Below are 26,427 nucleotides of genomic sequence, written 5' to 3' on the forward strand. Positions count from 1 at the left end.
GTCCGTGCCCGGTCCGTGCCCGCCCGGGCGGGACAGGCCGGATCAGGTGGAGCTGAGGTACCCCAGCAGGTCCTGGCGGGTCAGCACCCCGACCGGGGAGCCGTCCTCCTGGACCAGCACGGCGTCGGCGTCCTCGAGCAGGCGCACCGCGGCCTGGGCGCCCTCGGTGGCCCCGATCGTGGGCAGCGCGGGCGACATGTGCTGCTCGACCAGGTCGGTCAGCCGGGCGTGACCGGCGTACAACGCGTCGAGCAGCGCACGGTCCGAGACCGAGCCGGCGACCTCCTGGGCGACCACGGGCGGCTCCGCGCGGACCACCGGCATCTGGGACACGCCGTACTCCCTCAGGATGGCCACGGCCTCGGCGATGGTCTCGCCGGGGTGGGTGTGCACCAGGTCGGGCAGCCGCCCGTCCTTGCCGCGCAGCACCTCCCCCACCGTGCGGCCCTCGCGGGCGTCGGCCCCCGTGGTCGGGAAGCCGTAGGTGGCCAGCCAGTCGTCGTTGAAGATCTTCGAGAGGTAGCCGCGCCCGGAGTCGGGCAGCAGCACCACGATCACCGCGTCGCGGCCCTCGGGCGTGCCGGCGAGCTCGTGCGCGAGCTGGCGGGCGGCGTAGGCGGCCATCCCGCAGGAGCCGCCGACCAGCATCGCCTCCTCGCGCGCCAGGCGGCGGGTGAACGCGAACGAGTCGGCGTCGGAGACCTCGATGATCCGGTCGGCGACGTCGCGGTCGTAGGTGTCGGGCCAGAAGTCCTCACCGACGCCCTCGACGAGGTACGGCCGGCCGGTGCCGCCGGAGTAGACCGACCCGCTGGGGTCGGCGCCGACGACCTGGACCGACGGGTCCTGCTCCTTGAGGTAGCGCCCGACCCCCGAGATCGTGCCGCCGGTGCCGACGCCGGCCACGAAGTGGGTGATCCGGCCCTCGGTCTGCGCCCACACCTCGGGCCCGGTGGTCTCGTAGTGCGAGCGCGGGTTGTGCGGGTTGGCGTACTGGTTGGGCTTCCAGGCGCCGGGCTCGGAGGCGAGCCGGTCGGAGACGTTGTAGTAGCTGTCGGGGTGCTCGGGCGCCACGGCGGTCGGGCAGACGACGACGTCGGCGCCGTACGCGCGCAGGACGTTGCGCTTGTCCTCGCTGACCTTGTCGGGGCAGACGAACACGCAGTGGTACCCCTTGGCCTGGGCGACCATGGCCAGCCCGACGCCGGTGTTGCCGGAGGTCGGCTCGACGATCGTGCCGCCGGGCTGCAGCTCGCCGGAGGCCTCCGCGGCCTCGATCATCCGGGTCGCGATCCGGTCCTTCACCGAGCCGCCGGGGTTGAGGTACTCGATCTTCGCCAGCACCACCGGCCCCTCCCCCGGGGGCGTCACGGGGAGGTCGAGGGTGCGGGCCAGCCGCACCAGGGGCGTGTCGCCGATGAGGTCGACCAGGGAGTCCACGTACTGCATCAGGTCAGCCTAGGGCTCAGGGGCCTCGGACGTCGCAGCGGCGGATCCCTAGGATGGGCTCGTGGGGAGAGCAGGAGCAGCACGCAAGCTCGCCGCCGCCGCCGCGTACGGCGGGGGCGGCCTGTCCGTCGTCGGCGCCGGGCTCTACGGCGTGCTGACGGCCGAGGCCAAGCTGGCCCGCAGGACGATCGGGCAGCCCCGCGACGAGCCGCCGCCGGACGCCACCGGCTGGTACGGCCGCGGCCGCCCGGGACCGGCGATCAAGGTGGCGCTGCTCGGCGACTCCAGCGCGGCCGGGTACGGCGTGGACCGCGTCGAGGAGACCCCGGGCGCCCTGCTGGCCAGCGGCGTCGCCGAGCACGCCGACCGTCGGGTCTACCTGCGCGAGTTCTGCAAGGTCGGCGCGGAGTCCTCCGCCCTGGCCGGGCAGGTCGAGCGGGCCCTGGCCATCGAGCCGGACGTCGTGGTCGTCCTGATCGGCGCCAACGACGTCACCCACGTGACCCTGCCCTCGCAGTCGGTGCGCCACCTCTCCGAGGGCGTGCGGCGCCTGATCGCGGGAGGCTGCTCGGTCGTCGTCGGCACCTGCCCCGACCTGGGCACGATCAAGCCGATCGCCCCGCCGTTGAAGCAGGTGGCCCGGGCGTGGTCGCGGCGGCTCGCGGCGGCGCAGACGATCGCGGTGGTCGAGGAGGGCGGGCGCACCGTCTCCATCGGCTCGGTGCTCGGACCCGAGTTCGACGCCGCGCCGGCCCTGTTCTTCGGTCCCGACCAGTTCCACCCCTCGGCCGCCGGCTACTCCTCGCTGGCCACCGTGCTGTTGCCCTCGGTCCTCGCCGCGCTGGGCTTCGCGCGACCCGACGAGGCGCTGCCGGAGGCGTACCGGGGTGAGGGCCGGCTGCCGATCACCGCGGCCGCCGTCGCCGCCGCCCAGACGCCGGGCACGGAGGTCGACGGCACCGCCGTCGGTGGCGAGAAGCGCGGCGTGCGCGGGCTCTGGGTGGAGCTGCGCCACCGCCGGGGACGGCTGCCCGGCCAGGGCCAGGCGCCCGAGGCCGAAGAGACGGCCGAGGGCCCCGGATCAGATCCGGGGCCCTCGGGTCACGCGCCGACCTAGCGGGGGTCGGGGTCTGTGGTGCTCGACGATCAGTCGGACTGCAGGATCGCGAGCAGGCGCAGCAGGTTGGTGTAGATCCAGACCAGGCTGACCGTCATCGCGAACGCCGCGCGCCACGACTCGCGCTCGGGCAGGCCGTTGGCGATGCCCTTCTCCACGAAGTCGAAGTCGAGGATCAGCATGAAGACGCCGAGCACCAGGCCGACCACGGCGGTGATCGTGCCGAGGAAGCCGAAGCCGAACAGGCCGGTGTTGACGCCGAAGATGCTCAGCACGAAGCTCATCATGGCCAGGCCGACCATGCCGAACATCGCGGCCATGACGCCCTTGCGGAACTTGTCACCGACCTTGATCTCGAAGAACTTGTAGGCCGCGAGCGTGCCGGCGAAGGCCGCCATCGTGCCGAAGACCGCACCGCTGACGATGTTGCCCTCACCGCCGACGTAGCCGTCGAGCACCTTGCTGAAGGCACCGAGGGCGACGCCCTCGAGGGCAGCGAACACCAGGACGAGCGCCGGGCTGATCTCCCGCTTGAAGGAGAGCACCATGGACAGCGCGAAGGCGCCCAGCGAGCCGATCATCGCGGCCGAGAACAGCGCCGCGACGTTGGCGCCCGGGGTCATGTCCGGGGTCATGATCCAGGTGGCCAGGGCGGTGACGATGACCAGGCCCAGCGTGATCGCGGTCTTCTGGACGACAGTGTCGATCGTCATCCGACCGCCGTCGGGCGCGAGGCCGTAGCCCTGGTCGCCCGGCGTGCCGGTGCCCCACTGGCTGGGGTCGTTGCCCGGGTAGCCGTTGCCGGCGTAGGTCTGGTTGCCGTAGGACGGGGCGTTCTGGCCGCCTCGGTTGAACTCCTCCGAGCGGCGGAACACCGGGTTGTTGCTCTGCATGTGGTCTCTCCTTGGAGGCCGGGGGTGTTGGCCGTCTGCGACGGCTCAGCGCGGGACCAGGTTAGCGGGTCTCACCTGGTCCAACGTGCGGGTCGGCCCCGGTGTTCCCACGAGGCGGCGCCGCCGAGACGACGCTTGCGGACAGCCCAGATGACGCTCGCGGCGCCCCGAGACGACGGTTCCGGCGCGCCGCGGACGTGCCGGAGTGCCCCCGCTGGGACTCGAACCCAGAACTGACCGCTTTTAAGGCGGTTCCCTCTGCCGGTTGGGGCACGGGGGCGAGCCAGGATCATCCCAGGGCGGCTGCCCGACCGAGCACCGCGTCGAGCATCGGCTCGGTCAGTCGTCCGGTGAAGGTGTTCTGCTGGCTGGGGTGGTAGCAGCCGAGGAGGACCAGCGGTCCCGGACCTCCGGGCAGGGCCGGCAGGTGGGCCTCCGCGCCGTGCCCGAAGCGCGGCCGCGGGCGCGGTACGGCGCTCCCGGCCCGGCCCAGCGCGGTGAGCGCGGCGGCCCAGCCGAAGGACCCGAGCGCGACCACCACGCGCAGGTGCGGCGCGAGCAGCCCCAGCTCGGTGTCGAGGAACGGCGCGCACGCGTCCCGCTCGGCCGGGGTCGGCTTGTTGGCCGGGGGCGCGCACCGTACGGCCGCCGCCACGCGGGTGCCGACCAGCTCGAGGCCGTCACCGGCGTGGACGCTCGTCGGCTGCGTGGCGAGGCCCGCGCGGTGCAGACCGGCGTAGAGCCAGTCCCCCGACCGGTCGCCGGTGAACACGCGTCCGGTGCGGTTGGCGCCGTGCGCCGCGGGCGCCAGCCCCACCACGAGCACGCCCGCGTCGGTGGCGCCGAAGCCCGGCACCGGCCGGCCCCAGTAGGGCTCGCCGGCGTACGACGCCCGCTTGGCGTGGGCGACCTCCTCGCGCCAGGTCACCAGCCGCGGGCAGCGACGGCAGGTGCTGATCGTGGCGTCGAGCTCGCGCCAGGGACCCGCCGGGACGTCGGCGGTGCGCGCGTCGGTCGGGTCGCCGGGCCAGCCGGACGCCGGCGGCACGGGCGAGGGGTACGGCCGGCCGGTCAGCGGGTGCGGCAGGTCGGTCACCGGGCGATCCTAGGTGTCCGCGAGCGTCACCTCGACGCGCCGCGAGCGTCATCTCGGCTGTCCGCGAGCGTCATCTCGGCGAGAGGGACCAGGCGATGCCGTCGAGGATGTCGGACTCGGAGACCACCAGGCGCTGCGGGCGGGCGTGGGCCAGCACCCGCGAGAGCACCAGGGCGCCGGCCCCGATCACGTCGACCCGGCCGGGGTGCAGCCAGCGCAGCTCCCGGCGCTCCGCGGTGCTCATCGCCAGCAGCCGCGCGGCCTGCTCCTCCACCGCGGGCACGTCGAGCACGGCCCGGTCGATGGCCTCGCGGTCGTAGGCGTCGAGGTCGAGGACCCCGGCGGCCACCGTCGTGACCGTGCCGGCGACGCCGACCACGGTGCGGGCGCGGGCCACCTCGACCGGGCAGCCGTCCAGGGCGGCGTCCAGGTCGGCGGTGCAGGCCTCGACCTGGGCGCGCGTCGGCGGGTCGTCGTGCAGGTGCCGCTCGTGCAGGCGCACCGACCCGACCTGGAGCGACTCGGCCTGCGCGACCCCGTCGGCCAGGTCGTCGCCGCCCAGCACCAGCTCGGTCGAGCCACCGCCGATGTCGACGACCAGCACCGGCGCGACCAGCTCGGCGAGCCCGGCCAGACCGCGCACGGCCCCGGCGTACGACAGCGCCGCCTCCTCCGCACCGCTCAGCACCTCCGGCCGGACGCCGAGCCGCTGCTCGACGCCGGCGGCGAAGACCTCCGCGTTGGCGGCGTCGCGGGTGGCGGAGGTGGCGCAGAACCGGAGCCGGGAGACGTCGTGGGCGGCGAGCAGGTCGGCGTACTCGTCGAGGGCGGCGAAGGTGCGCCCCAGCGCGGCCTCCGACAGCTCGCCGGTGCGGTCGACGCCCTCGCCGAGCCGCACCATCCGGGCCTCGCGGACGGCGACGTCGGGCAGCGCGCCGATCAGCAGCTTGACGGTGTTGGTGCCGCAGTCGATCGCCGCGACCACCGGGTCAGTCATCGTCGCGTCCGGCCGCGTCGCGCTCGTCCTCGGGCACCACGACGCACGGGCCCTCGGCGCCCCAGTCGCCCAGCAGCGCGAGGACCTCGTCCCCGAGCGGGTTGACGCCGGGGCCGGCCGCCAGCGCGTGCCCGGCGAGCACGTGCAGGCACTTCACGCGGTCCGGCATCCCTCCGGCCGAGATGCCGTCGATCTCGGGCACGTCGCCCAGGGCCGCGCGGTCGGCGAGGTACGCGCGGTGCGCGGCGGCGTACGCCTGCGCCAGCGTGGGGTCCTCGCCCAGCCGGTCCTGCATCTCGCGCATCAGCCCGGAGCCCTCGAGCGTGCCGATCCGGGACGCGGCCCGCGGGCAGGTCAGGTAGTAGGTGGTCGGGAACGGGGTGCCGTTGGGCAGCCGCGGCTCGGTCGTCACCACGTCCGGCGCGCCGCAGGTGCAACGGTGGCCGACGGCGTGGATGGCACGGGCGGGGCGTCCGAGCTGCTCGCGGACCACCCGCTCGTCGTGGGGCTCGACGCTCACCGCTGGGTGCCGTCGACACGCACCGCGGGCGCGTCCTCGGTGCGCGGCGGGTCGCCGGCGGTCTCGACCGAGGACCAGGCGCGGTCCCACCAGGCCTGCTCGTCGGCGGGGTCGACCGGCGTGTCGCCGGACAGGGTCGCCTCGGGCTCGAGCGGCTCGCCGTCCTCGTCCAGCACGACGTAGGAGGTCTCCCCCGGCATCACGTAGCCGAACCGCTCCCGGGCCTGCTGCTCGGCGTAGGCCGGGTCGTCCCACCGCTTGCGTTCGAGGCTGAGGTCGTCGATCGCGGCCTCGCGCTCGGCGATCTCGGCCTTGAGGTCCCCGATGTGGGCGCGCTGCTCGAGGTAGGCGCGCATCGAGGAGGCGTAGCTGACCGCGAGCACCGCGAGCACCAGGACCAGGACCGCCGAGCGGCCGGTCAGCCGCGGGCGGCGCCGGGGCGTGGCGGGCGCCGGCCCGGTGCCCGGGGTCGCGCTGCCGGACGCGCCCCGACCGGCCCCGCCCGTACGGGGTCGGCTGCGCCCCCGCGTGGGCGGGCGGCGCTTGTCGGGGCGGTCGGCCACGTCTCCTCGGCTCCTGCTCAGCGGGTCAGCCGCGGGAACGCGGCGGCGCCGGCGTAGCGGGCGGCGTCGCCGAGCTCCTCCTCGATGCGGAGCAGCTGGTTGTACTTGGCCACCCGCTCCGAGCGGGCCGGGGCGCCGGTCTTGATCTGGCCGCAGTTCGTGGCCACGGCCAGGTCGGCGATCGTGGTGTCCTCGGTCTCGCCCGAGCGGTGGCTCATCATGCAGCGGAAGCCGGCGCGGTGGGCGAGGTCGACGGAGTCGAGGGTCTCGGTCAGCGAGCCGATCTGGTTGACCTTGACCAGCAGCGCGTTGGCCTGGCCGCCCTCGATGCCGCGACGCAGGCGCTCGACGTTGGTGACGAAGAGGTCGTCGCCGACGATCTGGATCTTGTCGCCGAGCTGCTCGGTCATCGTGCGCCAGCCGGCCCAGTCCTCCTCGTCGAGGGGGTCCTCGATGGAGACGATGGGGTAGGCGTCGACGAGCTCGGCGTAGTAGGCCGTCATCTCGGCGGCGGACTTCGAGCCGCCCTCGAAGGTGTAGACGTCGCCCTCGCAGAACTCGGTCGCGGCGACGTCGAGGGCCAGCACGATGTCGGAGCCCAGGCTGAGCCCGGCGGCACCGACGGCCTCGGCGATGAGGTCGAGCGCGGCGCGGTTGGAGTCCAGGCTCGGCGCGAACCCGCCCTCGTCGCCCAGGCCGGTGGCCAGGCCGCGCTGCTTGAGCACCGACTTCAGGGAGTGGTAGACCTCCGCGCCCATCCGGACGGCCTCGCGGAAGGTCGGGGCGCCGATCGGGGCGACCATGAACTCCTGGACGTCGACGTTCGAGTCGGCGTGCGAGCCGCCGTTGAGGATGTTCATCATCGGCACCGGCAGCACGTGGGCGTTGGCGCCGCCGACGTAGCGGTAGAGCGGCAGCCCGGCCGACTCCGAGGCGGCGCGGGCCGTGGCCAGCGAGACGCCGAGGATCGCGTTGGCGCCCAGCTCGGCCTTGTTCGGGGTGCCGTCGAGGTCGAGCATCACCTGGTCGACCAGGCGCTGGTCGTCGGCCTCGACCCCGACGAGGGCGGGGCCGATCCGGTCGATGACGGCGTCCACGGCGCCCTGGACGCCCTTGCCGAGGTAGCGCTCGCCGCCGTCGCGGAGCTCCACGGCCTCGAAGGCGCCGGTGGAGGCGCCGCTGGGGACGGCCGCGCGGGCGAACACGCCGTCGTCGAGGAGCACCTCGACCTCGACGGTGGGGTTGCCGCGGGAGTCGAGGATCTCGCGTGCGCCGACTGCTTCGATTGCTGCCACTGGGATGCTCCTGAGCTGCGGGACGGGACCCTGCCAACCCTAGACCGTGCGGAGGTCCCGGAGGCGGACGCCGGACGGCTAGCCTGCGGCTCGTGCTGAGCCAAGACGAGTACGCCGCCCACGACGCCGTCGGCCTGGCCGCGCTGGTCCGCGACGGGCAGGCCACCTCCGCCGACCTCGTCGCCGCCGCGCGGGCCCGGCTGGCCGAGGTCAACCCCCGGATCAACGCCGTCGTCACCGAGCTCGACCCGCCGGTGCGCGACGCCGGCGCCCCGGCCGACGCGCCCTTCGCCGGGGTGCCGTTCCTGCTCAAGGACCTCGGTCAGGACCTGGCCGGGCACCCGACCAGCGGCGGGTCCCGGTCGATGGTCGACGTCCCGGCCGTCGACAACGCCGTCGTCGTCGACCGGTGGCTGGCCGCCGGCCTGGTCGTCCTCGGCAAGACCAACACCCCCGAGCTCGGCGCCAAGGGCATCACCGAGCCGGCCGCGCACGGCCCCTCCCGCAACCCCTGGGACCTCGACCGCACGCCCGGCGGGTCCTCGGGCGGGTCGGCGGCCGCGGTCGCCGCAGGCGTGGTGCCCTGCGCCGCGGCCAGCGACGGCGGCGGCTCCATCCGGATCCCGGCCTCGGCCTGCGGCCTGGTGGGCCTGAAGGCCGGGCGCGGCCTGCTCCCGGTCGGACCGACGGTCGGCGAGACCATCTCCGGCACCACGGTCGACGGGGTGCTCTCGCGGACCGTGCGCGACACCGCCGCGATGCTCGACGTCCTGGCGGGGGCCAGCGAGGTCCAGCCGTTCCTGCCGGCGCCGCCCGCGGAGTCGTACGCCGCCGAGGTCGGCCGCGACCCCGGCCGCCTGCGGGTCGCGGTCTGCACGGCCAGCCGGATCACCCCCGAGGTGCACCCCGAGGCCCTGGCCGCGGTCCGCCGCGCCGCGGACCTGCTCGCAGCGCAGGGCCACGACGTGGTCGAGCTCGACGAGCAGCCCGTCGACGACGAGGCCCTGGCCCAGGACTTCCTCACCAGCTGGTTCGTGCACTGCGCGCGCTCGGTCGCCGACTTCCGGGCCCGCTCGGGCGCCGGCGACGAGGGGTTCGAGCCGGACACGCTGCTGATGGCCGCGCTCGGCCGCGCGACCAGCGCCACCGACTACGTCGCCGCGGTCGAGAACCGCCACCATCACGTACGCCGTCTCGCCGCGTTCCACCGCGACCACGACCTGCTGCTGACGCCGACCACCGCCACCCCGCCGCCGCGGGTCGGGCAGTTCGACCTGCCGGCCGCCGCCGTCCTCGGCCAGAAGGCCCTGCTGCGGGCGAAGGTCGCCGGCCTGCTGCGGTTCACCCCGCTGGTCCAGCAGCTGATCCGGGAGAACCTCGGCTGGGTGCCCTACACCCAGCTGGCCAACCTCACCGGCCGCCCCGCGATCAGCCTCCCGCTGCACCGCACGCCCGAGGGCCTGCCGATGGGCGTCCAGCTGGTCGGGCGGCTGGGCAGCGAGGGCCTGCTGCTCCGGCTCGCGGCCCAGCTCGAGGACGCCGCACCCTGGGCGCACCTGCGGCCCGTCCTGTGAGGCGGGCGGGCCGCAGGCGCCCGAGGTCCTAGCCGAACCGGAGCAGCGCCCCCGGCCCGAAGACCGGTCCGGTGACGTAGACCCCGTGGTCCGCGTCGACGCCGCCGGGCAGGACCAGCTCGCCCGGCGCCAGCTCACCGGCCGGCGCACCCCGGCGGTCCCACCGCGTGACGGCCCCCACCTCGGCACCGGGCACGCCGAGCTCGACCTGCAGCCAGCTCTGCTCGGACAGCTCCGCTGCGTAGAGGTGCCTGCGGCTGGCGCCGAGGTCGACCACCGAGGTCAGCCCGTCGGCGAAGCGGGTGCACGCACCGCGTCGTGGGTGGCTCGGGTCGCAGGTCGCGTCCGTGGAACCGGGCTCGACGCGCCAGACCTGGGACGTCCCGGGGGTGGCGGGGAAACCCCGCAGCTCCCCGACGTACCAGGCCCCGTCGGGACCGACGGTGACCGAGGTGGCCACCCCCTCCGACGGGAGGGGGGTGCCGGCCGGTGGCAGCGGGCCGCCCTCCTCGGGCGGGACGTCCGGCAGGCCGGCCGGCACCTCGACGGTGCGGGGCAGCAGCCGCGCCACGGTCTCGACCTCACCGTTGCGCCGGACCCGGAGCAGGTCGTTGCCGGCGGCGTCGGCCACCAGCACCGCCCCGCTCCGCAGCGCCGCGAGACCGAAGGGGTTGCTCTCCTCAGGAGCGTCCTCGAGGTCCGCAGGATCCGGGTCGGTCTGCTGGTAGGCGCCGATGTCGGCGACCGGGCGCGGCCGCGCCCAGCCGAGCCGCCACCTGAAGAGGGTCGCGCCGGCGGACGGCACGCGCTGCGGCTCCTCGCCGCTGAGCTTGTCCATGGCCGCCTGCTCCGGAGGCGCCGCGGACCCGGTGAGCAGGTAGACCGTCCCGCCACGACCGAACGCCACCGCGGGCGCGAAGTCCGTGCGGAGCCGGCCGAGCTCGGCGGTGTACGGCTCCTCGCCGCGCCGCTCGACGACCATGCTGAAGGTGCCGTCCGCCTCGGTCACCAGGGTGCGGCCGTGACCGAGGGCGTCGACCCCCCGGGGTCCCTCGAGGTCGACCACGGTCTGCGGCGGCCCCCCGGACCCCGGGGAGTGGGACGCCTGGGCGCCACCGGGCCCGCTCGCGCCTGCCATCACCACGGCCAGCGCGGCGCCGGCAGTGAGGATCGTTCGCCTGGATCTGGACATGTCGATCTCCGTCGCTGGGCAGGGGACGGCTCGTGCCGACCCACGTCGAGATTGACACCCCCAGGAGGGAGGGAGACATGCCCCAATCTGGGGGGGGTCGGACCGGTCAGCCCGGCGTCAGCCGGCGGCGTACGGCGGCCCGCAGCGCCTGCTCCGGGTCGGTGCCTGACACGCGCGCCTCGGCGACGAGGGCGAGCAGCCGCTCGCCCACCCCGGCGTCCTCGTCGCCGACGGACGCCAGCGCGGGGTCGGTGCCGGCGCGACCCATCCTGTCCAGCACCTTGTCGGCGGTCAGCAGCGCCGGCAGCGTCGGGGCGATGCCGTCGGCGAGCGCGGTGCGGTGCGCCTTCTCCCGCGCCTTCGCAGCCTCCCAGACCTCGTTGACCTCCGCCGGCGTCAGCGAGCCCGCGGCCGCGCCGGCGTCCGGGCCGAACACGTGCGGGTTGCGGCGCACCATCTTGGCCGTGACCTCGCGGGCGACGTCGTCGAGCGTGAAGTCACCGGCCTGCTCGGCGATGGCGGTGTGCAGGAAGACCTGCATCAGCAGGTCGCCGAGCTCCTCGCGCAGGTCCGCGGGCGTGCCGGTCTCGATCGCCTCGACGGTCTCGTGCGCCTCCTCGAGCAGGTGCCGCACCAGCGAGCGGTGGGTCTGGGCGGCCTTCCACGGGCACTGCGCCTGCAGCACGCGCACGACGTCGGCGAACTCCCCCACCGGGTCGGGCACCGGGTCGGGCACCGGGTCCACCACCGGGCTCAGCCGCAGCGCTGGGAGGCCGGCAGGGAGGCGACGTAGTCGGAGTACCCGGGGACCGGCTGCCCGGCCTCGTCGACCGGGCTGGTCGCGGCCGCGACGGCGAGGTCGCTGGCGGCGACCGAGGTGCTCCCGTCGACCGGGGTCAGCGCGCCGGTGTCGTCGAGCTCCACCCCGAGGGCGGGGTCGATCTCGACGTCCTGGTCGGCCAGCCACTCGGCGAAGAGGGCCTGCCCGCGCTCCTGGGCCGCGTCGGGGCCGGGGTCGGGGTCGCCCTCGGCGACCAGGGCCTCCTCGCCGGCGACGAGGGCCACGCTGTCGACGTAGGCCTGGGTGCTCTGGACCTCGACGAGGGCGTCGGTCGCGTCGTCGGGGAGCGCGGTCAGCGACGCCTCGGCCTGGGCGGCGACCTGCTGGTAGTAGTCGTCGGGCGTGATGTCGAGGTCCTCGGCGAACTGCTCCGCGGCGAGGCGGCGGGTCAGGTTGCCGGCCACGCCCTGCTTGAGCTCGGCGCCGGGGACCGCCCCGACCTCGCCCAGCGCGCCGTCGTCGAGGGCGTCGCAGAAGTAGGCGGCGTACTCGTCGACGGTCGAGCTCGACACCGTGGCGTCGCCGACGGTGGCCGCGGCACCCGGCTGCACGCCGGTGCCTGCGACGCCGCAGCCGCTCGTCACGACGAGGACCGCCGCTCCGGCCAGGCCCACCCGGGCTCCGTGCAGGATCACGTGGTTCCTCCTCCGGCACCGGCCCCGTCGGGGTCCAGCACGCTGTCGATGACGCCGCGCGCCCATTCAAGCAGGGCGATGCCGGCCACCGGTGTCCCGGTCTGACCGGGGATGCCCGGCCGCGGGACCAGGACGGTGTCGACCGAGGTCTTGACCAGCGACTTGGGGTAGAGCCGCTCGAGGCGGACCTTGCGCGAGTCGGGCAGGCTCACCGGCGCGAAGCGGACGTTGCGCCCCGCCAGGGTCACCTCGCCGATCCCGGCGCGACGCGCCCGGGCCCGGAACCGCGCCACCAGCATCAGGCTGACCACCGGCACCGGCGGCTCGCCGTACCGGTCCTGGAGCTCCTCGCCGATCGCGTCCACGTCGGCGTCGACGCGCACCTCGGCGAGCCGCTTGTACATCTCCAGCCGCAGCCGCTCGCTGGGGATGTAGTCGTGCGGCAGGTGCGCCTCGACCGGCAGCTCGATGCGGACCTCGTCGAGGGTGTCGTCGGGCGCGTCGCCGCGGAAGTCCGCGACGGCCTCCCCCACCAGGCGGACGTACAGGTCGAAGCCGACGTCGGCGATGTGGCCGGACTGCTGCCCGCCGAGCAGGTTGCCCGCGCCGCGGATCTCGAGGTCCTTCATCGCGATCGCCATGCCGCCGCCGAGGTCGGAGTGCTGGGCCAGGGTGGCCAGCCGCTCGTGCGCGGTCTCGGTCAGCGGCTTCTCGCTCGGGTAGAGGAAGTAGGCGTAGGCCCGCTCGCGCGATCGGCCCACGCGCCCCCGGAGCTGGTGGAGCTGGGACAGGCCGAGGGTGTCGGCCCGCTCGATGATCATGGTGTTGGCGTTCGAGACGTCCAGGCCGGACTCGACGATCGTGGTGCACACGAGCACGTCGAAGCTCTTCTCCCAGAAGTCGACCATCACCTGCTCGAGCTGGTGCTCGCCCATCTGGCCGTGCGCCACGGCGACCCGGGCCTCGGGCACCAGCTCGCGGATCCGGGCCGCGGCCTTGTCGATGGAGTTGACCCGGTTGTGGATGTAGAACACCTGGCCGTCGCGCAGCAGCTCGCGGCGCACGGCCGCGGTGACCTGACGGTCCTCGTAGCCGCCGACGTAGGTCAGCACCGGGTGCCGCTCCTCGGGCGGGGTGGTGATCGTCGACATCTCGCGGATGCCGGTGATCGCCATCTCCAGGGTCCGCGGGATCGGCGTCGCGCTCATCGCCAGCACGTCGACGGAGGTGCGCAGGCGCTTCATCTGCTCCTTGTGCTCGACGCCGAAGCGCTGCTCCTCGTCGACGATGATCAGGCCGAGGTCCTTGACCCGGACGTCGGGGTTGAGCAGCCGGTGGGTGCCGACCACGATGTCGACGCTGCCGTCGGCCAGGCCGACCATCACCTCACGCACCTCGGCGTCGGTCTGGAAGCGCGACATGCCCTTGATGACGACCGGGAAGCCGGTCATCCGCTCCGAGAAGGTCGACATGTGCTGGGTCACCAGCAGCGTGGTGGGCACCAGCACGACGACCTGCTTGCCGTCCTGGACGGCCTTGAAGGCCGCGCGCACCGCGATCTCGGTCTTGCCGTAGCCGACGTCGCCGCAGACCAGGCGGTCCATCGGCACCGTCTGCCGCATGTCGGACTTGACCTCCTCGACGGTGGTCAGCTGGTCGACGGTCTCGTTGAACGGGAAGGCGTCCTCGAGCTCGCGCTGCCAGGGGGTGTCCGGCCCGAAGGCGAAGCCCTTGGTGGCCTGCCGGGCGGCGTAGAGCTTGATCAGCTCGGCGGCGATCTCGCGCACGGCCTTGCGGGCGCGCCCCTTGCGCTTGGCCCAGTCGGCGCCGCCGAGCCGGTCCAGGCTGGGCTGCTCGCCGCCGACGTAGCGGGTGACCTGGTCGAGGGCGTCGGCCGGCACGAAGAGCCGGTCGGGCGCCGCGCCGCGCTTGGCCGCGCCGTACTCCAGGACGAGGTACTCGCGCACCGCGCCCTGGATCTCGCGCTGCTTCATCTCCACGAAGCGCCCCACGCCGTGCTGCTCGTGCACGACGTAGTCGCCGGCCGCGAGCTCGAGCGGGTCGATCTGCTTGCGGCGCCGGGCCGGCATCGCGCGCATGTCCCGGGTCGAGGCCTTCTGCCCCGAGATGTCCTCGCCGGTGACCAGCGCCAACCGGTTGGTGTCGTCGACGAAGCCGCGCGACAGCGCGCCGCAGGTCACCTCGATCACGCCGGGGTGCTCGGTGGTGTCGTCGGGCTCGACCAGGACCGCCGGGACGTCGCGCTCCCCGAGCGCCTCGACCATCCGCTGCGCCGGGCCGTGGCCCTGGTGCACGACCACGACGCGGTACGCGTCCGCGCGCCACTTCTCCAGGTCGGAGGCGGCGCGGTCGACGTCGCCGCGGTAGGTGTCGACCGGCACCGCCGGCAGCGCGCGGACCGCGACCGACTCGACGTCACCGGCCGGCGCCGCGGCGTCGTCGAGCCCGAACGGGCTCATCGTCCACCAGGGCAGGCCCCGGGCCAGCGACTCCTCGCGCACGTCGGCCAGGGAGTGGTACGACGCCGCACCGAGGTCGATCGGCGCCGAGCCGCCCGAGGCCGCCGCGGCCCAGCTGGCCCCGAGGAACTCCTCGCTGGTGGCCACCAGGTCGTGCGCCCGGCTGCGCGCCCGCTCGGGGTCCAGCACGAGCACGTGGGTGTCGTCGGGCATCAGGTCGACGAGCAGCTCCATCTCGTCGACGAGCACCGGGGCCAGCGACTCCATGCCCTCGACGGCGACGCCGCCGGCGATCTTGTCGGTCAGCTCGAGCAGCTGCGGGTGCGCGCGACCGAGCTCGGCGGCGCGGGCGCGCACCTCGTCGGTGAGCAGCAGCTCGCGGCACGGCGGCGCCCACAGCCGGGCGGCCGGCTCGAGCGTGCGCTGGTCGGCGACCGAGAACGTCCGGATCTCCTCCACCTCGTCGCCCCAGAGCTCCACGCGCAGCGGGTGCTCCTCGGTGGGCGGGAAGACGTCGAGGATCCCGCCCCGCACCGCGAACTCGCCCCGCTTCTCGACCAGGTCGACCCGGGCGTACGCCGCGTCCGACAGCCGCTGGACCAGGTCCTCGAGCGGAGCCTCGTCGCCCTTGGCCAGCTCGACCGGCTCGAGGTCCCCGAGCCCCTTGACCTGGGGCTGGAGGACCGAGCGCACCGGCGCGACGACCACCTTGACCGGACCGGTGCCGGCCGTGGTGCCGGGGTGGCGGAGCCGGCGCAGCACCGCGAGGCGCCGCCCGACGGTGTCGCTGCGGGGGCTCAGCCGCTCGTGCGGCAGCGTCTCCCAGCTGGGGTAGGAGACCACCAGCTCCGGGTCGATCAGGCTGCCCAGCGCGGCCTCGAGGTCCTCGGCCTCGCGCGAGGTCGCGGTCACCGCGAGCACGCTGCGCCCCTCGCGGACCAGGCCGGCGACGACGAACGGCCGCAGCGCCTCGGGGCCGGTCAGCTCGCGGGTGCGGACCCCGGCGGTCCGGGCGTCCTCGAGGGCGGCGGCCAGGACGGGATCGGCCAGGACGGCCTCGGTGAGTCCGGAGAGGGACACGGTGCTCCGTTACGTGGGTGTGGCGTGGGTCGGGGCCCGCGGGAGCGGGCCGCGCACGACGGCCCCCGCGGGGTGCGCGGGGGTGGGTGCTGCCCGCCCGAGTCTACGGCGCGCCGTGGCGGGGGCTCAGCGGAGGAGGTCGAGGTAGATGTCGTCGACGCTGCCGTTGAGGGGGTCCGCGCCGGCCGTGAGGGGGGCTCCCGTGGCGTCGGTCTTGCCCCCCACGGTGAGCGGGACGCCGCGGCCCAGCGCCGACAGGCTGCCGGTGGGGCCCCGCCGGGTCCACCGCTGGCGCACCACCACGCCGTCGGCGCCGACCCCGCGCTGCACCAGGGTCACCGTGTCGCCGGCGCGCCGGCAGCTCAGGTCGTACCAGCGGCCGGCCCGCAGCCGGCGGTCCGCGGTCACCTGCACCTCGCCGTCGGCCCCCTTGACCCGGCAGGCGGGACGCCGTCCGTCGACCTGGAGCTTCATCTGCGCCGGCGACCCGATCAGACCCCGCTGGACGACGTTGTCCCCGTTGTCCGTCGTCGTCCCCGTGGAGGTCCGGTCGACCCGGACGGAGGCGCCGAAGACGAAGTCGCCCGACCCCGGGTCGAGGCTGCGCGTCCCGGTCGGGGTGACCGCCAGCACGGCCACCGGCACGGTCTCGCGATCGGCGGCGGCGGCGAACGCGGGCAGCCTCAGGGCTCTCCCGGCCCCGCGGTGGCGCACCGCGGTGGCCACCCCGGAGGCGTGCGTACGGATCTCGGCGGCGGTCGCGACCGTGCCCGCGGTCGGGACCGGGGTGCCCTCCCCGCCCGCTGCGCCCGCGTCGAGGTCGAGCACCAGCTCCCGCCCGGCGGCCGTCGCGGCGACCGACGTCCCGGCCCCGGACCTCTCCGCGGCCGCGGCCGGGGCGCCGGGCGGGACCAGCAGCAGCGGTCCGGCGGCGCAGGCCGCGACCACGGCGACGAGGGCTGCGAACCTGCGACGCACCGGGATCGGGGCGCGCTCGGTGGTGTGGTCCATGGGGACTCCCGGGAAGTCGGACGACGAGTACCGGTGATCCTAGGTCCGGTCAGCGGGTGAGGAGGACGCCGTGGTCGTGGAGCACCGCTCGCAGCCGGTCGTGGCCGTCGTCGAGGTGCCACTGCTCGGCGCGCAGCCCCACGGAGCGCGCCGCCTCGACGTTGTCGGCCCGGTCGTCGACGAAGAGCACGCCGGCGGCCTGGTCCCCGAGCAGCGCGACGGCCCTCTCGAAGTACGCCGGCTCCGGCTTGGCGGCCCCCAGGTCGCAGGAGTAGCAGGAGACGTCGAAGAGGTGGTCGTAGCCGAGCACGGTGCGCATGTGGGCGGCCCGGTGGCGTTCCTGGTTGGTGCCGAGGTGCACCCCGAACCCGGCGGCGCGCAGCTCGTCGACCAGCGCCCTCGAGGTCGGGTCGACCTCGATGGCCAGCCAGACCGCCTCGAAGACCTCCCGCGGGTCGGCCGGGTTGCCCGCCCGGCGGAGGTGGTCCTCGAGGAGGGAGAGGAAGTCCCCCTCGCCCCGCAGGGCCGGCATCTCCTCGGACCAGAAGCCCTCCAGGAAGCCCCGCGCGTCCGGGCCCAGCCAGGGCTCCACCAGCGCGACCCAGTCCCCCGGGACGCGCTGCAGCACGCCGTCGGCGTCGAGCAGGACGTGGCGTACCGCGCCGCTCACACCGCGGTGCCGTGGGCGCGCACGAACGCCACGACCTGCTCGGCCAGCTCGGGGCGGCACACGATCAGGTCGGGGAGGTAGACCTCGTCCTGGTTGTACTGCAGCGGCGAGCCGTCGACGCGGGAGGTGAAGAGCCCCGCCGCCCGGGCCACGGCCACGGGCGCGGCGCTGTCCCACTCGAACTGCCCGCCGGCGTGCACGTAGGCGTCGGTGAGGTCACGCACGACCGACATGACCTTGACCCCGGCCGAGCCCATCGGGACCAGCTCGGCGTCGAGCTCGGTGGCCAGCGCGGCCACGAAGGCCGGGGGGCGGCTGCGCGACACCGCGATCCGCGGGCGGTCCGAGGTCCGCGGCGGGACCTCGCGCGTCCGCCCGGTGCTGAAGGTCTCCCCCAGCGCCGGCTGGGCCACCGCGCCGGCGACCAGGTCGCCGTCCCCGCCGGAGCCGTCGCCGGCCCCACGCTGCCAGAGCGCCACGTGCACCGCCCAGTCGTCGCGCGGGGGCTCGGAGAACTCCCGCGTGCCGTCGAGCGGGTCGATGATCCACACGCGGTCGGCCGCGAGGCGTGCCTTGTCGTCCTTGCCCTCCTCGGAGAGCACCGCGTCGTCGGGACGCATCTCGGCGACCAGCCGCATCAGGAGCTCGTGCGCCGCGGCGTCCCCGGCGTCCTTGAGCTCGCGACCCTCCAGACCCTGCTGGCGGACCTCCAGCAGGAGGTGCCCGGCCTGTTCTGCCAGCCAGGTGGCCAGGACGTGGTCGTCGGTCGTCGCCTCGCGGGGCGGGGAGTCGGGCTGCTGGGGGCTGTGATCCACCGTCCCAGCCTAGTCACACCCCGACCTCGCTCAGGCCAGGTGCGCGACCGGCGCCCCGGGACGTACCGGCCCTGCCGGGCCCGGCGTCGTGCGTCCGCGGTACGGGGCGTCCTCGGCCTGCTGCCGGACCAGCAGCGCCACGGCGGCCAGGTGCGAGCGGACGCCGAGCTTCGTGCGGACCGAGCGCCGGTGCGCGCGGACGGTGGCCACGGTGGAGCCGGTGGCCTCGGCGGTCTCGCTGAGCGACCGGCCACCGGCCATCGCCTCCAGGACCGTCCGCTCCTCGGGCGTGAGCGAGGCCAGCCGCCGGGCGGGCGAGGTCGTGGTCGCGGCGCCGGCGCGCGGCGGAGCGGCCGCCGGCGAGGGGGCCGTGGCGTCGGTCGGGACCTCGAGGGCCGCCAGGGCGGCCAGGACCGACGGCAGACCCGTGTCGGCGTCGAGCACCCACGACGCGCCGGCCTCGCCGAGGGCGTCCACGGTCGCCGCACCACGGGCGTCGGCCCGTCCGTCCACGATCGCACCCCAGGGCAGCCGGTGCCGGCCGACGGTGTCCAGGGCACGGCACAGCGCCTCGGCGCCCGCCGGGACGATCAGGAGCAGGGAACGGGGCGCGGGCGCACCGTCCTCTAGCCCCACGCGGGCGTCCACGCCGTGCCCTCGCAGCGCGGCGGCCGTGGCGTCGACGACGAGGGTCGGCTCACCGTCCACCAGGACCAGCCCCTGCTCCCACCCGTGCCCCATGTCGCTCCCTACCGTGACCGCGCTGCACCGCCCCCGACCCGAGAGGTCCGGTGGTCGCGATGCCGTCCTCGAGGACTGTGCCGCGATCACCGGCCCGTCCTTGCGGTCAAGGGTCGTTTTCCCTAGTTTTCGGGATGCTGAGGTCCACGGTCTGCGGGCGGGTCCGCGGACGAGTCCAGCGGTCCGGCAGGCAGCGACCGCGGACCCTGGTTAACTTGGCGCACCGCTCCGGTCGTCCAGCCGGGCGGGAGGACTAGTGGGGGTGCTCGGCGGGTGTCATCGCAACGTCGTCTCGGGACCCCTCGGTGAGCACCTCGGGAACCGCACGCTCGGACTACCGCGTCGTCGTCCTCGACGACCACGCCCTGTTCGCGGAGTCCCTCGAGCTGGCGCTGGGCGTCGAGCAGTACACCGCCATCCGCCCGGACCCGCCCAAGGCCGGCACCAGCACCCGCGCCGCCGTGCAGAGCGTGCTGAAGCACCGCCCCGACGTGGTGCTGCTCGACCTCCACCTCGGTGACTTCGGCGACTCGGACGCCCTGATCCGGCCCCTCGCGGAGGCCGGCGCGAACGTCGTCATCGTCTCGAGCACGCTCGACGCCGCTCGCCTCGGCGGGTGCATCCAGCGCGGCGCCCGCGCGATCGTCAGCAAGGACCGTCGGCTCAACGAGATCCTGGCCGTCGTACGCCGGCTTCGCACCGGGCTGCCGGTGCTGACGGCCGAGGAGCGCGAGTCCCTGATCGCGGCCTGGCGACGGGACCGCCAGGAGAGCGAGGTCGCCATGACGCGCCTGGACCTGCTGTCGAACAGGGAGCGCGAGGTGCTCGCCCACCTCATGGCCGGACGGTCCGTGCGCGAGATCGCCGAGCGCAAGGTGGTCTCCGAGGGCACCGTGCGCACGCAGGTCAAGGCCGTGCTGGCCAAGCTCGAGGTCGGCTCGCAGCTGGCGGCCGTCGGGCTGGCCCACCGGGTGGGGTGGCGTCCTCCCGGCGACCCCGCGGACCGCGTGGGCGACGCGACCTAGCCCAGACCGTCCCGGCCCGCCCCGGGCCCGCCGGGCCGAGCGCGCCGTCAGGAGTTGAAGCGCTGCTGGGTGCGCTCGAGCCCGTCGGTGAGCAGGCACTCCACGGCGTCGGCCGCGGTGTCCACCTGCAGCGCCAGCTCGTCACGCTCGCGCTTGGCGTAGTCGGACAGCACGAAGTCGGCGACGTCCTGACGCCCGGGCGGGCGGCCGATCCCGGCGCGCACCCGGTAGAACTCGCCGCTGCCGAACGAGGACCGCATCGAGCGCAGGCCGTTGTGGCCGTTGTCGCCACCGCCGCGCTTGACCCGCAGGGTGCCGAAGTCGATGTCGAGCTCGTCGTGGACCGCCACGACGTGGTCGAGGTCGGTCTTGTAGAAGCCGGCCAGCGCCTTGACCGGGCCGCCGAGCTCGTTCATGTAGGAGCGGGGACGCGCGAGCACGATCCGGGGTCCCGGCGACCCGGGCGTGCCCAGCCGGCCCTCGACCACGTCGGCGCGGCCCGACTTGTGCGCGCGCCACCGGGAACCCAGGCGGCGGGCCAGCTCGTCGGTGACGAGGTACCCGACGTTGTGGCGGTGCCCGGCGTACCCGGGCCCCGGGTTGCCGAGGCCGACGACCAGCCATGCTCCGGCGTCGTCCACCGGGTCCTCCTCGCGCTCGGTACGGGTGCGGGGGGCGGACGCGAGCGCGTCCGCCCCCCGCACCGGGGAGACCAGTCGACCCAGGAACCACCTGAGCCGGGCGGTCCTCACTCCTTGTCGCCGCCCTGGGCGTCGTCGTCGGCGTCGGTGCCGCCCTCGGTGTCGTCGGACCCGCCCTCGGCGTCCTCGTCGGACTCCTCGCGCTCGATGCCGGCCTCGGCCTCGGCGTCCTCGAGCTCGGCCTCCAGCGCCTCGGCGGACATCTGCTCGGTGACGTTGACGACCAGCGTCTCGGGGTCGGTGACCAGCACCGAGCCCTCGGGCAGGTCGAGCTCGGCCGCGGTGATCTGGGTGCCGGCGGGCAGGCCCTCGACGCTGACCTCGAGGCTCTCGGGGATGTGCGTGGCCTCGGCCTCGACGGTCAGGGTGGAGTTCTCGGTGACGACCAGCGTGTCCGGGCCGGCCTCGCCGACCACGTGGACCTCGACGTCGACGGTGACGCGCTCGCCGCTGCGGACGGCGACGAAGTCGACGTGCTCGAGGGTGCGGCGGATCGGGTCGACCTGGATCTGCTTGGTCAGCGCCAGCTGGGTCTCGCCGTCGATGTCGAGCTCGAGCAGCGCGTTGGCGCCGCCGGCCTTGAGCGCGAGCCAGGTGTCGTGGCCCGGCAGGGTCAGGTGGCGGGTGTCGGCGCCGTGGCCGTAGACCACCGCGGGCACCTTGTCGGCGCGGCGGATGCGGCGCGCCGCGCCCTTGCCGAACTCGGTCCGGGTCTCTGCCTTGATCTTCTCGGCGGCCATGGTTGCTCCTGTGTGCTCGTCTGTGCGGGTGTGCTGGTCGGTGGTCACCGGCAGCGGGCGCGGTCACCGCGCCGGGAGGCAGAGGACACCGCGTGCCCGATGATCGGCAGCGCGGCGTGGGCGGCGCTCTCGCGCCCGCCGGCCCTGTCGATCACGGAGCAGCGGACGTCGTCCGCGCTCCCTCGCCTAGGCAACCCCCGAATCCTAGACCGTCCCGGGCGTCGGAGCCCAATCCGGTCCGACGGGTGCGGCTCAGGCGTGACCGTCGAACATCGAGGTGACGGAGCCGTCCTCGAAGACCTCGCGGATCGCGCGCCCGACCAGCGGGGCGATCGAGAGGCAGGTGAGCTTGTCGAAGCTGACGTCGCCCAGCGGGAGCGTGTTGGTGACCACGACCTCGACGGCCGGGGAGCTCTTCAGCCGCTCCACGGCGGGGTCGGAGAGGATCGCGTGGGTGGCCGCGATGATCACGCCGGCCGCGCCCTCGGCCATGATCGCCTCGGCCGCCTTCACGATGGTCCCGCCGGTGTCGATCATGTCGTCGACCAGGACGCACATCCGGCCCTTGACCTCGCCGACGACGCGGTTGGCCACGGTCTCGTTGGGCCGGTCGGTACGACGGGTCTTGTGGATGAAGGCCAGCGGGGCACCGCCGAGGCGCGCCGACCAGCGCTCGGCCACCTTGATCCGGCCGGCGTCGGGCGAGACCACGGACAGCGACTGGCCGCCGTACTGCTGCTTGACGTAGTCGGCCAGGATCGGCAGCGCCATCAGGTGGTCGACGGGACCGTCGAAGAAGCCCTGGATCTGGTCGGCGTGCAGGTCCACGGTGATCAGGCGGTCGGCGCCGGCGGTCTTGAACATGTCGGCGACCAGGCGCGCCGAGATCGGCTCGCGACCGCGGTGCTTCTTGTCCTGGCGGGCGTAGCCGTAGAACGGCATCACCACGGTGATCCGCTTCGCGGAGGCGCGCTTGAGCGCGTCGACCATGAGCAGGTGCTCCATGATCCACTCGTTGATCGGCGCGGTGTGGCTCTGCAGCACGAAGGCGTCGCAGCCGCGGACGGACTCCTCGAAACGCACGTAGAGCTCGCCGTTGGCGAACTCGTAGGCGCTCTGCGGCACCAGCGCGGTGCCGAGGAGGTCGGCCACCTCCTGGGCGAGGACGGGGTGCGCCCGCCCGCTGAAGACCATCAGGTTCTTCTCGGTCGTGCGCTTCATGCCGGTCACGGTGCGTCGCTCCAGGGTCGCCGGGGGTGCGGAGGGCCGTGGTTCAGTCTGACGCACCCGGCGCCGATGACGCACCATCGGGTCCCGAGGCCTGGTCAGCGGCTTCGGCCTGCGCGGTCCCGGGACGGCGTCGCGCCGCCCAGCCCTCGATCACGCGCTGCGGGCCCGCCGAGACGGCCAGCGCACCGGCCGGCACGTCCTCGCGCACGACGGTGCCGGCGCCGGTCGAGGCCCCGTCGCCGACCGTGACCGGAGCGACGAACACGTTGTGTGAGCCAGTCCTCGCGTGGCGGCCCACGACGGTGCGGTGCTTGGCCTGCCCGTCGTAGTTGGCGGTGATCGACCCGGCGCCGACGTTGGTCCCCTCCCCCACCTCGGCGTCGCCGACGTAGGACAGGTGCGGCACCTTGGCGCCGCGCCCGAGGACGGTGTTCTTGGTCTCCACGAAGGTGCCGATCTTGCCGTCCGCCCCCAGGTCGGTGCCGGGACGCAGGTAGGCGAACGGGCCGACCGAGGCGCCGGCGCCGACCACCGCGAGCAGCCCGTGGGTCCGCACCACGCTCGCCCCGACGCCGACCTCGCAGTCGCGCAGGGTGGTGTCGGGCCCGACCACGGCGTCCTCGGCCACGACGGTCGCGCCGAGCAGCTGGGTGCCGGGGAGCAGGGTCACGTCGGGGGCGAGGACCACGTCGGCGTCGACCCAGGTGGTGCCCGGGTCGACGACGGTCACGCCGGCGCGCATCCAGCGCTCGAGGATCCGGCGGTTGAGCTCGCGCCCGATCTCGGCCAGCTGCACCCGGTCGTTGGCGCCCTCGGTCTGACGCACGTCGGCGACGGGGTGGGCGCCGGTGTGCAGGCCGGCCTCGCGGGCCAGGCCGACCAGGTCGGTGAGGTAGTACTCGCCCTTGGCGTTGTCGTTGCTCAGCCGCGGCAGGGCGTCGAGCAGGAAGTCGGCGTCCAGGGCCAGGATCCCGGAGTTGATCTCGACGATCTCGCGCTGCGCCGGCGTCGCGTCCTTCTCCTCGACGATCGCCTCGACCTCGCCGTCGGCGTCGCGCAGCACCCGGCCGTACCCCGTCGGGTCGGGCACCCGGCCCGACAGCACGCTCACCGCGCAGTCGGAGGCGGCGTGCTCGTCGGCGAACGCGCGCAGGGCCTCACCGGTGAGCAGGGGGGTGTCGCCGTACGCGACCACGACCGTCCCGGCGACCGGGCCCTCGGCGGCGAGCGCGTCGATGGCGACCCGCACCGCGTGGCCGGTGCCGAGCTGCTCCTCCTGCACGGCGAGCAGGGCGTCCGGCCGCCGCTCGGTCACGTGGGGGCCGACCAGCTCGCGCTGGTGGCCCACGACGACCGCGACGCGTCCGGGGTCCAGCGACCCCACGGCCGCCAGGACGTGGCCGACCATGGAGCGGCCGGCGACGGCGTGCAGGACCTTCGGGGTCTTCGACCTCATCCTCGTCCCGCCCCCGGCGGCGAGGAGGACCACGGTCAGCTCGTTCGTCACGCTCCCCGGGCAGGAGTCGAACCTGCGTCGCTCGGCCTGGCCCGAGGTGTGCCGTCGGGCCTGGTCCAGCAGCGAGTGCCGTCCTGGACCGGTCGGTCCAGCCGGGGACTGGCGGTGATCCTAGCGAGTGCCGGTCCGGGCAGGGCCGGGTCCGCGGCGGCGACGCCCTCGTCCGTCGCGGACGAGCTGCTCCACCTCGGCGGCCCACGAGGGGCTGGCTCCCCGGGCAGGAGTCGAACCTGCGTCGCTTGTCCTGATTCAAAGTCAGGCGGGCCCTACCGGCAGACCAACCGGGGATCGACCGCGCCCAACTCTAGGACCTGCCCCCGCGTCGGCGCGGGGCCCTAGGGTCGGCGGGGTGGACCTCCCCGTGATGCCGCCGGTGCGGCCGATGCTCGCGAAGTCCGTCGCCGGGGTCCCCGACCCCGGGAAGCACGGCGGGCTGTCCTTCGAGCCGAAGTGGGACGGGTTCCGCTGCCTGGTCTTCCGCGACGGCGACGAGGTCGAGCTGACCAGCCGCAACACCAAGCCGCTGACCCGCTACTTCCCCGAGGTGGTGGCGGCCATTCTGGAGCAGCTGCCCGAGCGGTGCGTGCTCGACGGCGAGGTCTTCGTGGCCGCCGACGGCCGGCTGCAGTTCGAGACCCTGCAGGAGCGCATCCACCCGGCCGCCTCGCGGGTGCGGATGCTGAGCGAGGAGACCCCCGCCGGGTTCGTCGCCTTCGACCTGCTCGCGCTGGGCGACACCTCCTTCGTGGACCGCCCGTTCGCCGAGCGGCGCGCCGCGCTGGCCGAGGCGCTCGGCGACCTGGGCACCGAGGGGCCGTGCTACCTGACCCGGACCACCACCGAGCAGGCCGAGGCGCAGCGGTGGTTCGAGCAGTTCGAGGGCGCCGGGCTGGACGGCGTGGTCGCGAAGCCGCTCGACGCCCCGTACGTCGAGAACGGGCGAACGATGCTGAAGATCAAGCACGTGCGCACCGCCGACGTGGTCGTCGCGGGCTACCGCGAGCACAAGACCAGCACGCCGGAGCGGCCGCTGCTGGGCAGCCTGCTGCTCGGCCTGCACGCCGGCGGCTCGCTGCAGCACGTCGGCGTGAGCGCCAGCTTCACCGAGGCCCGCCGCGCCGAGCTGCTCGCCGAGCTGCAGCCGCTGGTCTGCCCGATCGAGGAGCACCCGTGGTCGGCGTGGGCCGGCGACGCGGTCGCGAACCCCGACCGGGTGCCGGGCACCCAGAGCCGGTGGAGCGTCGGCAAGGACCTCTCCTTCACCCCGCTGCGGCCCGAGCGGGTGCTCGAGGTCAAGTACGACCACATGGAGGGGCGCCGCTTCCGCCACACCGCGCACTTCCTGCGCTGGCGACCCGACCGCGACGCCGCCTCGTGCGGCTACGAGCAGCTCGAGGAGCCGGTCTCCTACGACCTGGGTACGGTGCTCTCAGGAGGTCGTGATGACTGAGCAGGGACAGGACCGGCCCGACGGCACGGGCGCGCACTACGACGTGGTGCTGCTGGTCGAGCAGGCGCTGAGCGCCGCCGACGCCGCCCAGGTGCGCTCGCTGCACGTGGGCATCGAGGAGCAGGTGCGCTACCACGTGGTGCTGCCGGTCGAGGACGCCGCGCTGCGGGTCGAGGCCGCGCTGGGCACCATGTCGACCGGCGAGGTGCTCGCGCCCCCCGCGGCGCCGATGGCCGACGTCGACGTCGACGCCATGCGCGAGCAGACCCACCACCGGGCCGCGAGCACCCTGACCGCCAGCGTCGCGGCCCTCGAGGGGGCCGGCGCGTTGGTCGGCACCCGCCGCGCCGTCGACGAGGAACCGGTCGACGCCCTCACCACGGTGATCGAGGAGGTCGGCGGCCAGGAGGCCATCGTGCTGACGCGGCCGCACCTGGTGGCCGAGTTCTTCCACGTCGACTGGGCCTCGCAGGCGCGGCGACACCTCGGCATCCCGGTGCTGCACCTGGTCGAGCACGAGACGTTCGACGAGCAGACCGGCGGGCCCGAGGGCGTCACCGGCTTCTGACCGCGGGGGTATCAGCCCCGCTACTAGCCCTGTTACCAGGACTTACCCCCTCGTGGGCGGGCCGTTGACGAACTGTTCCCCTACCTCCTGCCCGGCTCGCTTACGGTTCTCCAGGCGGGTCCTAGGACCCGCGTGACGTGCTGCCAGGGTTCGGGGGGACCCGGCCGGCTCCGGGGGGAGAGCGGTCCAGGCAGACGCAGACGGAGGGGCCGGCCGGGACACCCGGCC

Annotated in this window: 24 protein-coding genes and 2 tRNA genes; 5 read left to right on the forward strand and 21 right to left on the reverse strand. The window is 74.6% G+C overall.

The window, feature by feature from the left end; genetic code table 11:
• Positions 1-42: 42 nt before the first annotated feature.
• Complete coding sequence (locus tag ENKNEFLB_RS18745) at positions 43-1,449, reverse strand: cystathionine beta-synthase (protein ID WP_214056754.1); 1,407 nt, start codon at positions 1,447-1,449, stop codon at positions 43-45.
• A gap of 61 nt (positions 1,450-1,510) precedes the next feature.
• Between ENKNEFLB_RS18745 and ENKNEFLB_RS18750 the strand changes: the two genes are divergently transcribed.
• On the forward strand, positions 1,511-2,566 hold the full coding sequence (locus ENKNEFLB_RS18750) for an SGNH/GDSL hydrolase family protein (protein ID WP_214056755.1): 1,056 nt from the start codon (positions 1,511-1,513) through the stop codon (positions 2,564-2,566).
• Between the two features lie 29 nt (positions 2,567-2,595).
• Here ENKNEFLB_RS18750 and ENKNEFLB_RS18755 read toward each other — a convergent pair whose 3' ends face one another.
• The 7 genes from ENKNEFLB_RS18755 to eno form a co-directional block, all read right to left on the reverse strand.
• Positions 2,596-3,459 (reverse strand): Bax inhibitor-1/YccA family protein, encoded by an 864-nt coding sequence (locus ENKNEFLB_RS18755; protein ID WP_214056756.1) that lies wholly within the window; start codon positions 3,457-3,459, stop codon positions 2,596-2,598.
• Between the two features lie 206 nt (positions 3,460-3,665).
• Positions 3,666-3,739, reverse strand: a tRNA-Leu gene (locus ENKNEFLB_RS18760).
• A 9-nt stretch (positions 3,740-3,748) separates the two neighbouring features.
• Positions 3,749-4,555, reverse strand: coding sequence for a uracil-DNA glycosylase (locus ENKNEFLB_RS18765; protein ID WP_214056757.1), 807 nt, complete (start codon positions 4,553-4,555; stop codon positions 3,749-3,751).
• Between the two features lie 70 nt (positions 4,556-4,625).
• Entirely contained in the window at positions 4,626-5,552 is a 927-nt protein-coding gene (locus tag ENKNEFLB_RS18770) for a Ppx/GppA phosphatase family protein (protein ID WP_214056758.1), read from the reverse strand.
• Complete coding sequence (locus ENKNEFLB_RS18775) at positions 5,545-6,072, reverse strand: DUF501 domain-containing protein (protein ID WP_214056759.1); 528 nt, start codon at positions 6,070-6,072, stop codon at positions 5,545-5,547. The genes ENKNEFLB_RS18770 and ENKNEFLB_RS18775 overlap by 8 nt, the downstream gene beginning before the upstream one ends.
• Positions 6,069-6,635, reverse strand: a complete 567-nt coding sequence (locus tag ENKNEFLB_RS18780) for an FtsB family cell division protein (protein ID WP_214056760.1) — start codon at positions 6,633-6,635, stop codon at positions 6,069-6,071. The genes ENKNEFLB_RS18775 and ENKNEFLB_RS18780 overlap by 4 nt, the downstream gene beginning before the upstream one ends.
• Before the next feature lie 17 nt (positions 6,636-6,652).
• Positions 6,653-7,930 carry a phosphopyruvate hydratase gene (gene eno / locus ENKNEFLB_RS18785; RefSeq protein WP_214056761.1) on the reverse strand — a complete coding sequence of 426 codons (1,278 nt, stop codon included), beginning with the start codon at positions 7,928-7,930 and terminating at the stop codon, positions 6,653-6,655.
• 92 nt (positions 7,931-8,022) lie between these two features.
• On the opposite strand from eno, the gene ENKNEFLB_RS18790 reads away from it, so the two are divergent.
• Positions 8,023-9,504 (forward strand): amidase, encoded by a 1,482-nt coding sequence (locus ENKNEFLB_RS18790; RefSeq protein ID WP_246535663.1) that lies wholly within the window; start codon positions 8,023-8,025, stop codon positions 9,502-9,504.
• Between the two features lie 28 nt (positions 9,505-9,532).
• Here the strand turns inward: ENKNEFLB_RS18790 and ENKNEFLB_RS18795 are convergent, their stop codons facing one another.
• From ENKNEFLB_RS18795 to ENKNEFLB_RS18830, 8 genes are all read right to left on the reverse strand, one after another.
• The gene (locus ENKNEFLB_RS18795; RefSeq protein WP_214056762.1) at positions 9,533-10,696 is read right to left on the reverse strand and encodes a ScyD/ScyE family protein; all 1,164 of its coding nucleotides are present in this window, start codon (positions 10,694-10,696) and stop codon (positions 9,533-9,535) included.
• A 106-nt stretch (positions 10,697-10,802) separates the two neighbouring features.
• Positions 10,803-11,444, reverse strand: a complete 642-nt coding sequence (locus tag ENKNEFLB_RS18800) for a nucleoside triphosphate pyrophosphohydrolase (RefSeq protein WP_214056763.1) — start codon at positions 11,442-11,444, stop codon at positions 10,803-10,805.
• 5 nt (positions 11,445-11,449) lie between these two features.
• Positions 11,450-12,172, reverse strand: a complete 723-nt coding sequence (locus tag ENKNEFLB_RS18805; RefSeq protein WP_214056764.1) for a hypothetical protein — start codon at positions 12,170-12,172, stop codon at positions 11,450-11,452.
• A complete protein-coding gene (gene mfd, locus ENKNEFLB_RS18810; protein ID WP_214056765.1) occupies positions 12,169-15,732 on the reverse strand; it encodes a transcription-repair coupling factor in 3,564 nt (1,187 codons plus the stop codon). Before mfd ends, ENKNEFLB_RS18805 begins: the two co-directional genes overlap by 4 nt.
• 126 nt (positions 15,733-15,858) lie before the next feature.
• On the reverse strand, positions 15,859-16,743 hold the full coding sequence (locus tag ENKNEFLB_RS18815; protein WP_214056766.1) for a LamG domain-containing protein: 885 nt from the start codon (positions 16,741-16,743) through the stop codon (positions 15,859-15,861).
• Between the two features lie 49 nt (positions 16,744-16,792).
• Positions 16,793-17,413 carry an HAD-IA family hydrolase gene (locus ENKNEFLB_RS18820; RefSeq protein ID WP_214056767.1) on the reverse strand — a complete coding sequence of 207 codons (621 nt, stop codon included), beginning with the start codon at positions 17,411-17,413 and terminating at the stop codon, positions 16,793-16,795.
• Positions 17,410-18,228, reverse strand: coding sequence for a 3'(2'),5'-bisphosphate nucleotidase CysQ (locus ENKNEFLB_RS18825; protein WP_275955909.1), 819 nt, complete (start codon positions 18,226-18,228; stop codon positions 17,410-17,412). Before ENKNEFLB_RS18825 ends, ENKNEFLB_RS18820 begins: the two co-directional genes overlap by 4 nt.
• A gap of 30 nt (positions 18,229-18,258) precedes the next feature.
• Positions 18,259-18,969: a helix-turn-helix transcriptional regulator gene (locus ENKNEFLB_RS18830; RefSeq protein ID WP_214056768.1), complete on the reverse strand. Its 711-nt coding sequence runs from the start codon at positions 18,967-18,969 to the stop codon at positions 18,259-18,261.
• A gap of 305 nt (positions 18,970-19,274) precedes the next feature.
• Between ENKNEFLB_RS18830 and ENKNEFLB_RS18835 the strand changes: the two genes are divergently transcribed.
• Positions 19,275-19,994, forward strand: coding sequence for a LuxR C-terminal-related transcriptional regulator (locus ENKNEFLB_RS18835; protein ID WP_214056769.1), 720 nt, complete (start codon positions 19,275-19,277; stop codon positions 19,992-19,994).
• Between the two features lie 47 nt (positions 19,995-20,041).
• Here ENKNEFLB_RS18835 and pth read toward each other — a convergent pair whose 3' ends face one another.
• The 5 genes from pth to ENKNEFLB_RS18860 form a co-directional block, all read right to left on the reverse strand.
• Positions 20,042-20,635 carry an aminoacyl-tRNA hydrolase gene (gene pth / locus ENKNEFLB_RS18840; protein ID WP_214056770.1) on the reverse strand — a complete coding sequence of 198 codons (594 nt, stop codon included), beginning with the start codon at positions 20,633-20,635 and terminating at the stop codon, positions 20,042-20,044.
• A 107-nt stretch (positions 20,636-20,742) separates the two neighbouring features.
• Positions 20,743-21,435, reverse strand: a complete 693-nt coding sequence (locus ENKNEFLB_RS18845) for a 50S ribosomal protein L25/general stress protein Ctc (protein ID WP_214056771.1) — start codon at positions 21,433-21,435, stop codon at positions 20,743-20,745.
• Between the two features lie 252 nt (positions 21,436-21,687).
• Positions 21,688-22,665: a ribose-phosphate diphosphokinase gene (locus ENKNEFLB_RS18850; RefSeq protein WP_275955910.1), complete on the reverse strand. Its 978-nt coding sequence runs from the start codon at positions 22,663-22,665 to the stop codon at positions 21,688-21,690.
• A gap of 43 nt (positions 22,666-22,708) precedes the next feature.
• Positions 22,709-24,172 (reverse strand): bifunctional UDP-N-acetylglucosamine diphosphorylase/glucosamine-1-phosphate N-acetyltransferase GlmU, encoded by a 1,464-nt coding sequence (gene glmU, locus ENKNEFLB_RS18855; protein WP_214056773.1) that lies wholly within the window; start codon positions 24,170-24,172, stop codon positions 22,709-22,711.
• A 215-nt stretch (positions 24,173-24,387) separates the two neighbouring features.
• Positions 24,388-24,469: transfer RNA gene (locus ENKNEFLB_RS18860), tRNA-Gln, on the reverse strand.
• 61 nt (positions 24,470-24,530) lie between these two features.
• Here ENKNEFLB_RS18860 and ENKNEFLB_RS18865 point away from each other — a divergent pair.
• Positions 24,531-25,631, forward strand: a complete 1,101-nt coding sequence (locus ENKNEFLB_RS18865) for an ATP-dependent DNA ligase (protein ID WP_214056774.1) — start codon at positions 24,531-24,533, stop codon at positions 25,629-25,631.
• Entirely contained in the window at positions 25,624-26,199 is a 576-nt protein-coding gene (locus ENKNEFLB_RS18870) for a hypothetical protein (protein ID WP_214056775.1), read from the forward strand. Before ENKNEFLB_RS18865 ends, ENKNEFLB_RS18870 begins: the two co-directional genes overlap by 8 nt.
• Positions 26,200-26,427 lie beyond the last annotated feature (228 nt).

The organism is Nocardioides aquaticus, from assembly GCF_018459925.1.
GTDB classification, from domain to species: domain Bacteria; phylum Actinomycetota; class Actinomycetes; order Propionibacteriales; family Nocardioidaceae; genus Nocardioides; species Nocardioides aquaticus.